Here is a 15,458-nt window from a genome sequence, read left to right as displayed (position 1 = left end):
AACGGGTTTGTTTATAATAACCTATATCTTTAAAGTTACTTTTAGTTACTTAATTATTTTAATAAATTTGTTGTTATAAAGTAAATAAAGCGTCACCATTATAATGCAAGGGACTTATGCACATGAATCAGAATATACAATCACAACTCAAAACGGATGTTTGCATCGTCGGCGCTGGACCTGGCGGTGCTTTGCTTTCTTATTTACTGAATCAAAAAGGAATCTCCACGATGCTCATTGAGCGGCAGCCCCACCTGCACAAATCGTTTCGCGGGGAGTTGCTCAATGTGGACGGCGAAGCCATTTTAAATAAACACGGCCTCTATTCCCTCATTCAGGAACGCGGAGCGCTGATCTTGGAACAGATTCAGTATTGGGAAAATGGGCAGATTATTCATACGGTATCACCGGGCAATGGAGAATCTCATGTTGGTATTCATGTACCCCAAGATCATCTCCTGGAGGCCATCGTGTCGCACGCTCAGCAGCATAGTTCATATGAACAAGTACTATTCAATACGATTATGACCGGTTTGTTACGAGACAAGAACGGCCAGGTCGTGGGTATTAACATTCGGCAGAACGGCGTTCCTGCTTCCATTGAAGCATCTGTTATTGTTGGTGCTGATGGCAGATACTCTGCTGTACGCAAACATTCCGGTATGTCCCCGGAGATTCGCAAGCATGGGTATGATCTGCTCTGGGCGCGCATTCCGGCACCCGTAGGTTGGGAACCCGCTGTCCGGATGGCCAGCATGGATGGTCAACAGCTCGCACTGTTCTCACAGTTCGGCGGTTATGTTCAGATTGGATGGAACATTCCCGAGGGAGCTTACTCCAAGCTGCGAGAGCAGCCGATTGCTCCTTTTGTAGATAAACTTGTATCTGCTTTTCCTTGCCTGTCTGATTCTGTAGCTGCCAACATTCAGAGCTGGAGTGATTTTGTTCTGTTATCTGTCGAAAGCAGCTATTGCCAGTCGTGGGCACAGGACAATGTTGTACTCATCGGTGATGCCGCTCATACCATGACACCAACCGGTGCATTTGGACTTAATGCCGCGCTCGAAGATGCGGATGTGCTCTCCGAATTACTTGTCCAAATGGCTGCAGATCAATTCAGTTCCACTGCACAACTTCAGGAACTTCAGACGATTCGTGGTGCAAAGGTACAGCAGCAACTTGCACGACAAGTGGAGATGGAATCCTCTTTCCAACAGCGTTATGAATCCTTTCTCTAAACCCAGTTAATACAGATAAAATGCCTATATGCCCAAACAGCCGATCACTTCATCATAGAGAAGAATCGGCTGTTTGGCTTGTTGGTTTATCTTTTTTATGTAATTCCCTATCCTTCTTTATTTTCGTTTGCGTGGAGCAAACGTGTCTTCTCTGGGTGCTTCTTGTACAGTATCAACGTCCTTCGGATAGGATGAGATGTTATCTTTTTCATATACTGCTTTCTCCAGATTGCTTAAGCGGCGCAATACTTGTTTGCTTTTACGAACGATATATACAATACCAATAATCAGCAGGATCAACATCAAAATGAATATAACCATCTCCGGGTAAAAGACAAATGACATGAATCCACCTCCTTTGAAAACGATTTCTCTATATCATTCTAACCTTAATGATCCAAGATGTGAACCCGATTGGAAGTTTCGCTTGTGGAATACGGACAAGATCACCTGACATAACGACAGGAACTCACCTGCTGCAAAAATAAAAAAGGTGGCATCCCTGATCAGGATTACCACCTTGAACCTCGAATAAGATTCGAAGTCTATTATTATTATTATTTTATCCTTCTCTGCCGTTCATGGCACTAACCCGAAGTTCTGTCAGTGGCAGAGACGTTTGCTCTGGGTGACGTAGTCTCACTGTTCGGCTCTCTCCGGGGAGCAGATCGAAATAATTGTCACTGAATCGGACACGCCCAAGGGGAAGCTCCAGCTTCACCAATCGTGCAATCGCACCACTGGCCGTAACCGTTACAGACTGCTCCTCCTCGTTCACATGTACGCTCAGTTGAGACTTCGGCAACGTCACATCCTTAGGATCACGCAAGAAGTACCGATTACTCGGTGCCTCAAATCCTTCGGATACCAACTCAACCATTACTTCCTCCGCGCGTCTACCCTGTAACACCTGTACTTCAGTTAATTCAGCAATACACCGTGAGGATTGGGATGTTACCTCAACAGCATGTGAGCTGGAGTAGATCTTCTCTCCATTCAATGCATAGACATTGAGTCGAAGCTCCCCTTTCAAGACGTCACGTGTATCGTTCACAACCCACAACGCAAGCGGCTCCTCCGGCTCATGCTCCAGTGACAACAGGACAGGATGAAAGAATATTTTCCCATAATAAAAGGATGCTTTCGGCAGCAGTTCATAATCAATCATGGACCAGCTTGTTCCTGGCCAACTGTCATTCAATTGCCACACAAGCGCACCGCTGTTGCGGTGATTAATGCGCCGGAAATGTTCAATTCCATATCGCAGGCCTTCTGCTTGAGTGAGCATGGAGTAGTTCATATACTCTTCTATATCTTGCGGAATGCCTGTATAACCCTCCATTAGCAGAATGCCTTTCTGATGATTGGTATCCTTGTTACGATAGGCCATCTCCGGACTGCCCCAGTAAAACTGCCCTGCGGGCATATTTTTCTCCAGCGTGTAGCGATTGGCCGAGGCGTGCATACCAAATTCACTGCTGAACAATGCATGATCGTTTTTGTAATTTTTGAACGTTACACCTTCAATGCTGTAGTCCAGCAGCGGTGGCTCTCCATACTTCCTTGGATAGACCGAACCATGCCATACCTGCCAGTTGTGGCGATCCCCCACATCCGGGTCATTCGCATCCTGACCGTTGCTGTCCCCGAACGGAGAAGAAGGCCAGTACGGACGAGACAGATCCAATCGCTCCAGCACTTCAGGGATCAGCTCATGATAGATTTGTTCGCCGTAGAACGGGCTGGTAATATCTCCACTTGCAGACTTCATATCATAGAGCCAATCTATTTCATTATTCCCACACCACAGGGCAAGCGAGGCACGGTTACGCAGGCGCAGGACATTGTTTTCTACCTCTTGCCGTACATTATCCATGAAATCACGATTGAAATCCGGGAACAGTGCATTCGCGAATGCAAAATCCTGCCACACCAACACCCCTTGCCGATCACACTCATCGTAGAAGACATCCTTCTCATATATACCACCAGCCCAGACACGCAGCATGTTCATATGCCCTTCCACCGACAGCTCGACAAGCTCACGATACCGAGAGTTCGGGATGGCGCCAATCAGATGATCAGCCGGAATCCAGTTGGCTCCCTTGGCGTAGATCTTGACTCCGTTCAGGATAAAAGCAAATGCATCTTCACCCCGTTCATTGTGAAGAGCCAGCTCAATCGTTCGTAAACCATAAGGCTCGCTATAACGATCCACCTCAACGCCATCTGCATGCAATGTAACCTCCAGTGTATACAGGTATGGCTCACCCAGATCATGAGTCCACCATAACTGAGGTGACGTAACGTTTAATGTGGTATCCGCTTTGCCACCCTCTACGGGTAGTTCAGTTACACCTGCCACCTCGTGTCCGCTGCGATCCAACAGACGAACATTACAGGACGCAACCACAGCCTGCTCTCGTTTCTGTCTGCTACGGTAAGACAAGACCGACTTCACATTCGCCGTGACATGTAAGAAGGCCTGCTCTGAACTGGCTGATTCCGTACGAGCATACACATTTTCCAGCTTGGCGATTGTTCGTTTTTCCAGCCTTACCGCACCCCAGATCCCCACCGTAACCATGCGTGGACCCCAGTCCCAGCCAAAATTCATCGCTGCTTTTCGCAACCATGGCCGTTCCTTCGTATACGAGGACCAGTCAAAGGTTTCTTTGTCCCGGTGATGCAGGTGAAGCGGATCAAACTTGACAGCAATCGCATTCCAGCCGCTGCGTACCAGAGATGTTACATCAAATGCATGTGACATAAGCATGTTGGCGGTTTTCCCGACTTCATGGCCGTTGACATATATCGTTGCAAACGTATCCAATCCTTCGAACACCAATTCAAAGTGCTCCTCCGTCTCTGCATCTCTCACCAGATTGAAGGTTGTGCGATACCACCATTCCTTTTGCTCAATCCAGCGACTTTTGGCATCATTATGTCCGTAATAGGGTGGATCAATGATACTACGCTCAACCAATGCAGCATGTACATCGCCAGGCACTTCAGCCCCAATCCAGAAACGGTCATCCAGCGCAGCAGCCGCCACATCCATTGCCCGCTTCTCTCCAACTTCAAAATGTTGTATCTTCCATTGTCCCGATAAATCCTGACTCGAACAATAGGTCTTCATCCGTATGCCCTCACTCTCTAATAACCCTGAGTAATACCATATCGAAAACGTTTGCAGTAAGGCAAGACATGTTTCCTAATCTGCTCATTTCTAACTTCCCGAAGGCTTAAACGACATTGCCTCTTCGCGATATTCACTCGGGGTTTTGCCCGTATGTTTTTTGAACAGTCTGCTAAAATATTTCACGTCCTCGTAGCCGCTGATTGCAGCGACTTCACTGACCTTCGCTGGAGACACCGCGAGCATATCCATCGCTCTTCGTATACGCATATCGGTGACAAAATCTCCGAAGGTCACACCCATTTCTTTTTTAAACAGCTCACTGAGGTGACCCGGATGCAAATGAACATGTCCAGCTACCAGCTGCAGATTAATATCCTGCGCCAATGAAGATTCAATATAACCGATAGCCTTCTGCACATGGGCAGCCTGTCCCTGACCCATTCGGCTATGATAGACATGCATCAGACCATACAGATGATGGAACAGCATATCCCCGAGTTCACCAGCTTCAGCATCCGGTTCCGGCAACCAGGGCTCGAGCCTTGCGGGTTCTTCACGCCCTGTAGCTCGCATTGTGCGAGTCAGCCAGCGATGACCGGCAATGATGGCCGAGTGCAAACAAGCAGTGAACGAATCTGGTGTGACCTCCGGTTCTGTAATCAGATTAGCCACAAGTTCCCGCGTCCATGTCGTTAACGTGACTGAATCATTATCCAGCAATATTGTACCAAGTCTGGTCTCCTCTTCGTGCGTAAGTACAGTTTTACCACCTTGGCGATCCTGAACGTGCTCATAATGCCATACTTTATCATCCATCAAACCCCGATATCGGAATGCAGCTGAAGAAGTTCTGTAGCTTTCGTGCAGATCTGCATATCCACGCACAGGCAGACCTACCGCTACGCGCAGGGTGCACTTCAGTAATTGCTCCACCCGACGTAATGCACTCTCCAGCCTGAACGTAGTTTCATGTTCCACAGGCGGCCATGAAACTACACAGATAATTTGCTGTTTCTCTACATGAGCAATCGCACCAGGTAACATATCCTCCAGGGTATTCTGCACCGCAAATCGTAATAGCGCATCCGAGGATCGATCCCAACCCTCTGCTCGAAGAATAATGACTTGTCTGAGAATCTGTTCATCATCAAGGCCAACAACCCCTGCCTCTTTTCCAGCATCAGATCGCAAAAATGAAGGAAAATGACCCGAAGCGGTGTCACCATCAATGATCCACCCGGCAAATAACCGCTCTCGATTCTCCCGCATAAGCTGTCCCTCTCTGGACTTCTCTGCCCAACGTTCCGTGATTCGCTGTTTGGCCTGTATTACGGTTTTGATGATCTCTTCCGGCTTGCTTGTTTTGAGCAGATAATCTGTAACACCTTGGCGAATCGCCTGTTGGGCATAAGAAAAGTCATCGTATCCGGACAAAATAATGACCTCCAGCTCAGGTAACAATTTCAGACCCTCTTCTGCCAGTTCCAGCCCTGATCTGCCTGTCATCCGAATATCCGTCATCAGGATGTGCGGACGTTCCTCAGCCAAACGTGTTAACGCCTCCTCTGCCGAGGCAGCAGGTTGAAGAAGTTCAATTCCAAGTTCATGCCAAGCGATAACGCTGGCAAGCCCTGTACGGATAATCACTTCATCATCAACAATTAATAGTCTCATGGCGAACCCTCCAAGATTGGAATGGAAAACGAAATCCGGGTACCTCCCCCAACCCTGCTGTCTACTTCAAGCTGTGCATCCGCTCCATAATGGAGCAGCAGTCTCTCATTCACATTGCAGAGCCCATAACCGCCTTGGTTTAGCTGTTTTTCCGGCTGTTTTCCCATCCATTCCCTAATGCTTATCCTTAATTGCTCCAGTCTGTCCGGCTCCATGCCGACACCATCATCCAGCACCAGCACATTTATCTGTTCATTATCCGGATCCTTGCGAATCATTATGGTGATAGTACCCACGCCTGCTTTGGGCTGAATGCCATGAATCATGGCGTTCTCAACCAGCGGTTGCAGCAATAGCTTCAGCATCATTCGCTTCTCAAGCGCTGGATCTACGATATAATGCAACACAAATTGATCAGGGAAACGAATCGACTGCACACGCACATAATGGCGAATATGAGCAATCTCCTGTTCCACAGGGCAGTAATCCTGACCATTGTTTAAGCTGATACGTAGAAAATCACTCAGGCCCTCAACCATATCCGCAATCCGCTTCTCTTCAGACATCAAGGCAATCCAATGAATTGAAGAGAGCGTGTTATAGAGAAAGTGCGGGTTAATCTGCGCCTGAAGCACTCGAAGATCTGCCTCTTTTTTGCGAGCTTCACCTCGAATAACCTCTTCCTTCAATAACTGAATATGTGCACCGAGCAGATTGTAACTCTCCCCAAGCCTGCCAATCTCGTCATCACTTTCAGACCGGAACAGCGGAAGAGGACGCTCCGGATCAATTCGAGACAGATGTCTGGTAAGCACACGAAGCGGCCTCGTCACACGCCGCACCGTAAACCAGACCAAGCCAGCACTAATCACAGCAGACATAGCAACGGCGCAGCCAGTTAGAATAAGAATGTACCGATTCTCGGACTTGTACTGGTCATAAGGAACCGTTCCAACCAATGTCCACCCCGTCAATTCTTCCGGATAATAGAGCAACGTCCGTTTATCGTCACCATTGCCATACGTGGTGGTTCCGCTACCGCCATCCTGAATTAACGTCGTAATCCCTGGTTCGACACCTTCCAGCTTAAGTCCAAGCCGGGATTTGTCCATCGAAGACAGAATCTCTCCAGAACTGCCGATGAGCTCCAGTCTGCCTTGCCCTCTGCCTAACCCCAGAGCAGCCCATCCTTTGGATATGGCCTTCTCATCCAGGCTGATCGCCAGCCAGCCGATGGGTCGATAATCATGGATACTACGAATCGGCCGAACCAATGTGATCACATTTTGTATACCCGCGTAATTCTGCACCGGGTACACCCCCGTCCATTGTTTGACTGCTTCACCGCTTGGAACAGAGGGATACGAAAGGTTGGATTCATTGGATTCATACCAGGTAGCGGTTGACAATGTGGCATCAAAACGTCCCGGATATATAGCGATGTTGGCGATATATTTCTTGGAAGCAGCCAGATTGGTCATCCTGCCCAGGATATCCACCCGGTCCAGCTCATGATCTTCATTGTGGCTAAGATACTGCTGGATGTCCCGTTCTCCAATCAGGAAAATCGATAGGTTCTCGGCATCTTGCAGCATATAACGAAGATTCGCTTCCACCTGTTTCAGCGTATCCATGCCGGACAGTTTTGTTTTTTGCTCTGTAATGCGGGAAGAGATCAGAAAGGCGAACAGACCCAAGGCCAGCAATGGCACAATCATTGAAGCCGTCACGACGACCGATAGCTTCCTTTGTAACGAAGATGTGAGCCAGCGTGCCAAACGTTTCTCCTCCTCTGGATGCGCTTTCGCTTATCCTTTGACAGCTCCGGCTGTCATACCTTTCATAACCTGTTCCTGAAAAATGAGATACAAGATAATGGTTGGAATGACCGACAGGGTCATGGCAGCAAGCGTTAAACCGTAATCCGTCTGATACCCATCCGCAAAGTTCGCAATGGCCAGCGGTAACGTTTTCAATCCGGTTTTGTTGATGAATACAAGCGCAAATGAAAAGTCATTCCACGCATGCAGGAAACTCAGGATCGTAACCGTCGACAACGCAGGTACGGACATGGGTAACATGATCCGGGTAAACAGCCCCCAAAGTCCTGTTCCATCAATGAAAGCTGCCTCTTCAATATCACGTGGAACACTTGTCAGATAAGCAGTAAGCACAAAAATAGCTGTAGGCAATGCAAAAGCCGTATAAGGTAATATTAATGCCCAGTACGTATTTAGCAGGGACATCTGTTTCATTAAAATAAATAAGGGGACAAGTGTACTATGGATCGGAATTAGCATGCCTACAACAAAGAAGGTCATAATTAACCCTTTCCAGCGAAACTGGAAACGAGCCAGAATGAATGAAGACAGCGCTGCAATAAACAGCGTTAGAATAAGTGATCCAACCGATACAATGAGTGAATTGCCAAAAGCAGTCCCCAGCCTGGAGCTTTCCCATGCATTGCTGAAATTGGCTACGTTCCAGTTTGCCGGCAGACCAAAGGGCCTGCTATAGAAATCTTCATTTGTTTTGAACGCACTAATCACGAGCCAGTAGAACGGATACAATGTTAAAATACCATAGACCGTTAGCAGCGTCCAAACAATTCCGCTACGTAGATGACGAATCGGATGGCCCGAGCCGCTTCGTGGTGATGGCATGGATACAGGTGTCACGCGCATGATAGCTCCTCCTCTCTATTGATTCTCTTTTCGTTTGCGACTGGTTAGCCACTGGCTTGTTCCGATCAGCAGCAGGGAGATCAGTACGATGGTTGTGGAGATGGCACTACCAAAACCATAACGGTATGTTGTAAAGGTCGAATTATACATATACGTAGCGAGCAATTCTGTCGCATGAGCCGGCCCACCTTTTGTCATGATGTAGACCAGATCGAATGATTTCAGACTGCCTGAAATACATAGAATGATCGCAACCTGAACCGTTCCCCAGATCATGGGCAAAGAGACGGATACCAGTTTCCGGATTCCAGAAGCACCGTCTATTTTGGCAGCATCATGAATCTCTCCTGGAATATTCTGTAGTGCCGAGATAAAGATAATCAGATACAACCCGACAAAGCTCCAGAGCAGCGGTGGTACCAATGAGAAAATGGCAATCTTGTCATCGGAAAGCCATTGCAGCTTCCAACTTTCCAGCCCCAGTGCGTCCAGCAGAAAGTTCAATATCCCGATCTGCGGATGATAGATATACTGCCAGATCATACCGATAACTACAGTGGATAATACCATCGGCAGAAATACGGCTGAGCGCAGAAACCGCTGTAATGGATTACTTTTGTGTAAGATGACCGCCAACATCAGCGCTAACGGAATTTGTCCAAATACCGATGCCAACACAAAAATAACGTTATTTTTCAGTGCCCGCCAAAACACAGGATCATGCCAGATCTCCACGTAATTATCCACACCAATATATTTGGATGCGCCGATGCCGGACCAGTTGAAGAAACCGTAGTATGCCGACCACACGACCGGTACAAATACAAACAATGCATAAATGATGACTGCCGGGGCCAGCCCCAGCATAATAAAACGCCGACTGCGCAGTGCGTTCATCTGTTCACTTCCCTTCCATAAATGCCTTTACCAACTTGCAACTGACTATCCCATTCATACTTAAAACCCCTCCCCTGCCGGGAAGGGGTTTTAACGGATGTTTACTGACTAACTGCATTGGCTTGAGCCGCCTGAATTTTGGCCGCAATGTCTTCAGCCTTGCCGCCCATTAGCAGCTCTTGCAATGCATTATTAATAACCTCAACCGTTGCCGATCCCAGCTTGGAATCATATACTGGCGTAATCTTTACTTCCTGCATCAGATCATATAATTCTACAAACAATGGATGCGCTTTGGTTTTGTCCAGATCAATCTTGTAACTCACCAATGTGCTGCTATCCAATGTGGCCTTCTGACCATCAGGTCCTGCCAACGCGTAGAACAGCTCCATCGCTGCCTCTTTTTGTGCACCGCTCAGCTTTTTACTTACACCCAACCCGGTTCCTACAACACCGGATGTTGTTCTTGGTTCACCCTGACCTCCGTCCACTGGAGGAAGAATCGTAATATGCGTGTTGTTCAGCACCTCTTCAGGTGCATTGTTCACCAGATTTGCCAAGGCCCATCCGCCGTTCATGACCATTGCTGCCTTACCTTGGAAATAAAGCTGCATCATCTGTGTCTCGTCGATACTGTTGAATCCATCTTGGAAGGCCTTGGTGTTGCCAAGCTCCTGCATCTTGTTCAAGGCTTCAATAAATTGTGGATCGGTAAAACTTGCACCATCTTGTGCTGCCGCTTTCAGGAACCAGTCTGTGCCGGTAATCCGATCAGCCAGGGTACTGAATATCGTTGATTGAGCTACCCAGTTGGCCTTGTTGCCAAGTGCCATGGGAATGACTTTATTTTGATTAAAAGTAGCAATCGCTTGTTCCAGTTCCGCCCACGTCTCAGGCACTTTTACGTTGTACTGTTTGAAAAGAGCTTCATTGTAATAAATGAAGGAACTCGGCGCCAGATTCATGGGCACGGAGTAGATATTCCCGTCCACAGTGTATCCGTCCAGTGCATTCGGGATAAAGTTATCTTTCCACTCCGGCTTTGCGTCCAGCTCTGCATTAATGGGCTGTAACAGATCCCCTTTTACAAATTCCTTAGTCATGGCATCCGGCCACATCACGAACAGGTCTGGCATCTCGTTGGCAGCGGCCACCGTACGAAGCCGAGTTTTGAGACCATCAGTGGGCAGGCCTTCATCCACAACTTCAATATCTGGATGCGCCGCGCGAAAATCTTCAATTATTTGGCGCATCGCAACCGCCTTTGCATCCTGTCCGGTCCAGTTGTGCCAGAGAGTGACGGTTACTTTGTCATTGCCACTGCCTCCTTCTGAGGTGTCCCCGCCAGCACAGCCAGCCAGAATAATGGAGAACAATGTTATTGCCAGGAAACCCGAAAGCCATTTTTTCAACATCTCTATAATCCCCCTCGGCGATTTGAATACACTTATTGTAAATGGTAACGCTATCATACCGTAAGGTGACGATCCACGGATGCAGGGGTGAAAAATATCGGTTCCCCTGTTTGGAATTTACTTTGCTGACTTATTGTTCAAAACATATAAAAAGAGCCCTCACAATGAGAGCTCTTTCTTGTTGCAGCCGTCGGCAGCTTCACCCCAGGCAATATATAATGAATAAGTGCTAAATCGTATTAAATATGGATTGCGTATTATTGGATACTGTTTTTCACCAGTTCTGCAAAAGCTTCGGACCCTTGCGTAGTGAGATGTACGCCATCTTTTTCAAAATATTCGTCATGTCCCTCACTTGCACTGTTCCAGTCAATCAAGGAGACATTGCTGTATTTGGATGCAGCCTCATTCAATGCCCTGTTCACCGTTCGTTCCCACGGACGAGGTACGCGCACAGTAACCAGAAATACCTGATCCTCATCTTTCAGATAATCAAGCACAGCATTCAAGTTTTTGGAGTTAAAGGAACCATTCGTCCCGAGCTCCAGCACCACTTTGCTGCCCATTTGGTTGTTTTGCTTCAGACCTTCCAATACATCGCCTGCCTGCCACATCTGACGACCAACATGTCCGTCCACATACACTCCCGATATACTTTGCTCCAGATACGGTTTTGCATCCAAAATCACCGAATCTCCAATGACGGTATAATGAACCTTGCCATCCTCGGCTGGAGGAGCCGTTTCTTCATTGTCCTGAGATGAATCAGGTGCATCATCCGTATGATCGGGTTGATTCGCTCCGGCGTCATCCGGTGTATCATTCTCGTTAGTCACGGAGTCATCAGCCGGCTTATCTTCAGACTGACCGTCCTTGCCAGGATTCACTGAATTGTCATGGTCGTCAGGTTTTGAATCTGGAGCAGACTCTCCTGTTGGCTTCTCATTTTTCCCCGGATCATCTTTCGTTCCTGCTTCCGGTTTATGGGTCTGAGCATCGTTCTTGTGGCCAGAGCCTGACGTTCCTGTAATAGCTGGCAACACATCCTGTCCCTGTTCCTCCGCTACGGAATTCTCTCCATTTAATGTGTTGGACATCGATACCGAATGGGAATCGGAGTTCGCTGCATGTGAGACCATCATCTGAGATACCGTATAGGACAACAGCAGAATCGTCATCAACAGACCTGCCCGCTTCCACCATACGTTACGTATACCGATTGATGACCGCCCTCTTCCCCATAATCGGGACCAAGAATCACGGAATCCATTGTACCGAATCGGATTTTCAATATATTTAAGGGACAATGAGGCCAGTACAACCGTTGCAGCAACCTGTAAAATGATTCGTACAGGATGTGCTCCTCCCGTATCCACCGCGGGATTGGTTAACATAATGACAGGGTAATGCCACAGATATAATCCGTAGGATCGCTCTCCGATCCAGCGTAATGGCTTCGCGCCAATGATACTTGCCAAGAAAGACGATGGGTGAGCCAACACCGCTACCAGCAACGTTGTTGCAATAGCCTGAAGCACCATGCCCCCTTGATACAGAAACGGATCATATTCACTGCTATTCAGCATCATGTAGATTAATAAAGCAAGCGCAGCAAGTCCGGACACATCGAGCACAAGTCGGTTCATGCCAGACAGAGAGTTCGACAGCTTGCGACTAGGCCACACCACAGCAAGAGCAGCACCAGCAAGCAGTGCAAATGCCCGCGTGTCTGTTCCATAATATACACGGCTCGGGTCCAGATCCGGATTATACATGATGGCCATTGCGCCAGCAGATAATTCAGCTGCGACAACAATGAAGACGACCAGCCATCCCTTTCTTTTGAACACTACGATTGCTGCGATCAGTAGAAGAGGCCATATAAGATAAAATTGCTCTTCCACAGCCAGCGACCAGAAATGTCCAAACGGTGATGGAGGGCCAAAACTTTCGAAATAGGAAACGTTGTGAAAGATATACCACCAATTGCTTATGTATAATACACCCGAAACGATATCACCACGAAGCGCAGCAAGCCGGGATGGGTCCGTACAGGCCAACCAGATCATCACCACAGCTGTCATGGTCAGCATGCCTGGAAGCAAACGCCTTACCCGTCTTACCCAGAAATCACCGAGTGAAATGCGTCCATGTTCCTGCCACTGTGACACGAGAATATCTGTAATTAAATATCCCGAGAGAACAAAGAATATACCTACACCGAGCAGTCCGCCCGGAATAAAATCCAAATTCAGATGATACGCAATTACCGCAAGTACAGCGATGGCTCGCAAGCCGTCAAGTCCGTTCATATGTCTCTTACGATTTAACGATTGTGACATGCATGCCCCTCCTTGTTACTGTGAGTCAACAACATCGGTGTTGGGGGCATAAAGGAACTCCTGATCGTTCTGGTTGTCATTAACATACGTATTGCACCTTCCATCTTTCATTTACAACATAAGAAAAGCCTCTGTTCGAAGCACGATCCGATGATGCTACATTCTTGGTGAATTCTATAGACTTAAGGAAGACGTGTGGCCAGTCCATTAAGTTTTAATCATTACGATATTATTTATATTCATTCGTGAGTTCACGTTTAGCATTATACGCCCGAAATAAGCCTCATACTTTACAGGGATAGTTACAAACGATTAAACCGATGTAACCTTTCCTGCCAGCTCATATAGCTGTAAAATCATACTCTAATTTTGTCGTTAAATATAGTACTTTTCATCGAGTGGCTAAAATTACCTGTCCCGCTTGCGCAAACCAGCATACCCACGCACACATCGATTGAAACAATTGAATTCATAACAAAAGGCTGCCGACTTGCTCAGCAGCCAATATCCATTATAAACCTATGTCAGACCGGATTGAAAGTTTTGCTCATAATTGCTTCTTCTTGCCTAGGACCCTAGAGGTGGAACGGGTGAATCTTTTCTTCTGTCCTCGCATCCACGATCCGGTATGCTGAACGTCCTGTGTACATTGGGATTTGCAACTTCTCCAGATCAACCATTCCGTTCTCCAGAAAGTACTTCTGATCCTGATATCGCTGCAATACTTCGCCTGCAATCCATTCATGGTCACCATATGTCGTAATCTCCATAACCTTGCATTCATAAGCAAAATAAGCATCTGTCAAAATGGGTACACTTACCTTGATTCCTTCCTCATACGGAATGCCGAATCTTGTGAATTTATCCGTATCTCTTCCACTGAACGTTCCTGCAGCTTGAATCCACTCCGATCGATGACCTGGCAGGAAATGAACACCGAATACGCCACTCTTCTCAATGAGTTCATAGGAGTATGTTTCCTTACGAAGGGAGATGCCGTATACGCCTGGTGATGATCCGATGTATGTATGCCATCCGGACGCCATCACATTCTGGACTCCCTCATGACGTGAAGTCACCACCGCTACCATTCCAGGATAAGAATAAAATATAGGTTCTTCTATCGGCTGACGCATCTAATCCCCTCTCTTCTTCGTTATAAAGACAACTTTAATTATAAAGGAAAGAAACAGGTTGAAAAAGCGTTTTGCAGAGGATTTCGCTATAAGCGACACATTCAGTATCATGTTATACTGAGATGGTCAATTTCTAAAAATACGATACTGGGAATGTGATAGGATATGGTCAAATCAGTCAAATATACCTCCTAAATAAAGACATTATTCAAATTTAGGAGGTTATAACTTATGTTTAATTCAATCGTGTTAGATCAGTGGGATCGAAAGCCATACTTTGACCACTACTTGAATCAGGTCAGATGTACCTACAGCATAACTGCTAATCTGGATATCACTCTATTGATCAACGAACTGAAGTTTAAAGGATTGAAGTTCTATCCCGCTCTTATTCACATGATCTCTACGGTTGTCAATGCACACAGAGAATTTCGAACTTGTTTTGACGCCGAGGGAAGATTGGGCTACTGGGACGAAATGTCTCCGAGTTATACGATTTTTCATGAGGACGACAAAAGTTTCTCAACGATCTGGACAGCATTCCATGAAGATTTCGAGACGTTCCACAATCGTTATCTGGAAGATATGAAGAATTACAAAGATCACAAACAATTTGTTGCCAAACCCAATGAACCACCGAATACATTTCCCGTTTCCAGTATTCCTTGGGTGAACTTTACGGGATTTAATCTGAATATTTACAATGAGGGAACCTACTTGTTGCCTATTTTCACGATGGGAAAATATGTTCAACAGAACGATAAAGTACATCTTCCCTTATCCGTTCAGTTACATCACGCCGTGTGCGACGGCTACCATGCTGGTGTTGTATTTAATGAATTGCAATCACTTGCAGATCGATGCCTGGATTGGTGTTAGTTAGCTAAATGACGAAAAGGCATTCCTGACTTCATGATGGAGTCAGGAGTG

Annotated in this window: 11 protein-coding genes; 2 read left to right on the top strand and 9 right to left on the bottom strand. The window is 46.9% G+C overall.

Features of this window, described 5'->3' with window-relative positions:
- Window positions 1–122 precede the first annotated feature (122 nt).
- On the top strand, window positions 123–1,238 hold the full coding sequence (locus MKY44_RS09055; protein WP_341006830.1) for an FAD-dependent monooxygenase: 1,116 nt from the start codon (window positions 123–125) through the stop codon (window positions 1,236–1,238).
- Between the two features lie 117 nt (window positions 1,239–1,355).
- Here the strand turns inward: MKY44_RS09055 and MKY44_RS09050 are convergent, their stop codons facing one another.
- The 9 genes from MKY44_RS09050 to MKY44_RS09010 all read right to left on the bottom strand — a co-directional run bounded on the left by MKY44_RS09050 (window position 1,356) and on the right by MKY44_RS09010 (window position 14,528).
- Window positions 1,356–1,583: a hypothetical protein gene (locus MKY44_RS09050; RefSeq protein ID WP_047842410.1), complete on the bottom strand. Its 228-nt coding sequence runs from the start codon at window positions 1,581–1,583 to the stop codon at window positions 1,356–1,358.
- A gap of 217 nt (window positions 1,584–1,800) precedes the next feature.
- Window positions 1,801–4,377 (bottom strand): beta-mannosidase, encoded by a 2,577-nt coding sequence (locus MKY44_RS09045; protein ID WP_341006829.1) that lies wholly within the window; start codon window positions 4,375–4,377, stop codon window positions 1,801–1,803.
- A 90-nt stretch (window positions 4,378–4,467) separates the two neighbouring features.
- Window positions 4,468–6,054 (bottom strand): helix-turn-helix domain-containing protein, encoded by a 1,587-nt coding sequence (locus tag MKY44_RS09040; RefSeq protein WP_341006827.1) that lies wholly within the window; start codon window positions 6,052–6,054, stop codon window positions 4,468–4,470.
- The gene (locus MKY44_RS09035) at window positions 6,051–7,832 is read right to left on the bottom strand and encodes a cache domain-containing sensor histidine kinase (RefSeq protein ID WP_341006825.1); all 1,782 of its coding nucleotides are present in this window, start codon (window positions 7,830–7,832) and stop codon (window positions 6,051–6,053) included. The genes MKY44_RS09040 and MKY44_RS09035 overlap by 4 nt, the downstream gene beginning before the upstream one ends.
- 30 nt (window positions 7,833–7,862) lie before the next feature.
- Complete coding sequence (locus MKY44_RS09030; RefSeq protein WP_445670645.1) at window positions 7,863–8,738, bottom strand: carbohydrate ABC transporter permease; 876 nt, start codon at window positions 8,736–8,738, stop codon at window positions 7,863–7,865.
- 15 nt (window positions 8,739–8,753) lie between these two features.
- The gene (locus tag MKY44_RS09025) at window positions 8,754–9,635 is read right to left on the bottom strand and encodes a carbohydrate ABC transporter permease (protein WP_091032136.1); all 882 of its coding nucleotides are present in this window, start codon (window positions 9,633–9,635) and stop codon (window positions 8,754–8,756) included.
- A gap of 101 nt (window positions 9,636–9,736) precedes the next feature.
- Complete coding sequence (locus tag MKY44_RS09020) at window positions 9,737–11,050, bottom strand: extracellular solute-binding protein (RefSeq protein WP_341006824.1); 1,314 nt, start codon at window positions 11,048–11,050, stop codon at window positions 9,737–9,739.
- A 257-nt stretch (window positions 11,051–11,307) separates the two neighbouring features.
- Window positions 11,308–13,392, bottom strand: a complete 2,085-nt coding sequence (locus tag MKY44_RS09015) for an acyltransferase family protein (protein ID WP_341006822.1) — start codon at window positions 13,390–13,392, stop codon at window positions 11,308–11,310.
- Window positions 13,393–13,967: 575 nt separating this feature from the next.
- A complete protein-coding gene (locus MKY44_RS09010) occupies window positions 13,968–14,528 on the bottom strand; it encodes a flavin reductase family protein (protein ID WP_341006821.1) in 561 nt (186 codons plus the stop codon).
- Between the two features lie 231 nt (window positions 14,529–14,759).
- Here MKY44_RS09010 and catA point away from each other — a divergent pair, with 231 nt between their 5' ends.
- Window positions 14,760–15,407: a type A chloramphenicol O-acetyltransferase gene (gene catA / locus MKY44_RS09005; protein WP_341006820.1), complete on the top strand. Its 648-nt coding sequence runs from the start codon at window positions 14,760–14,762 to the stop codon at window positions 15,405–15,407.
- Window positions 15,408–15,458: the final 51 nt, after the last annotated feature.

The sequence above is a fragment of the Paenibacillus sp. FSL R7-0026 genome, assembly GCF_038004485.1.
GTDB lineage: Bacteria > Bacillota > Bacilli > Paenibacillales > Paenibacillaceae > Paenibacillus > Paenibacillus xylanexedens_A.
Note: the sequence above shows the minus strand (reverse complement) of the source record. Positions and strands in the feature narration are given on the sequence as shown.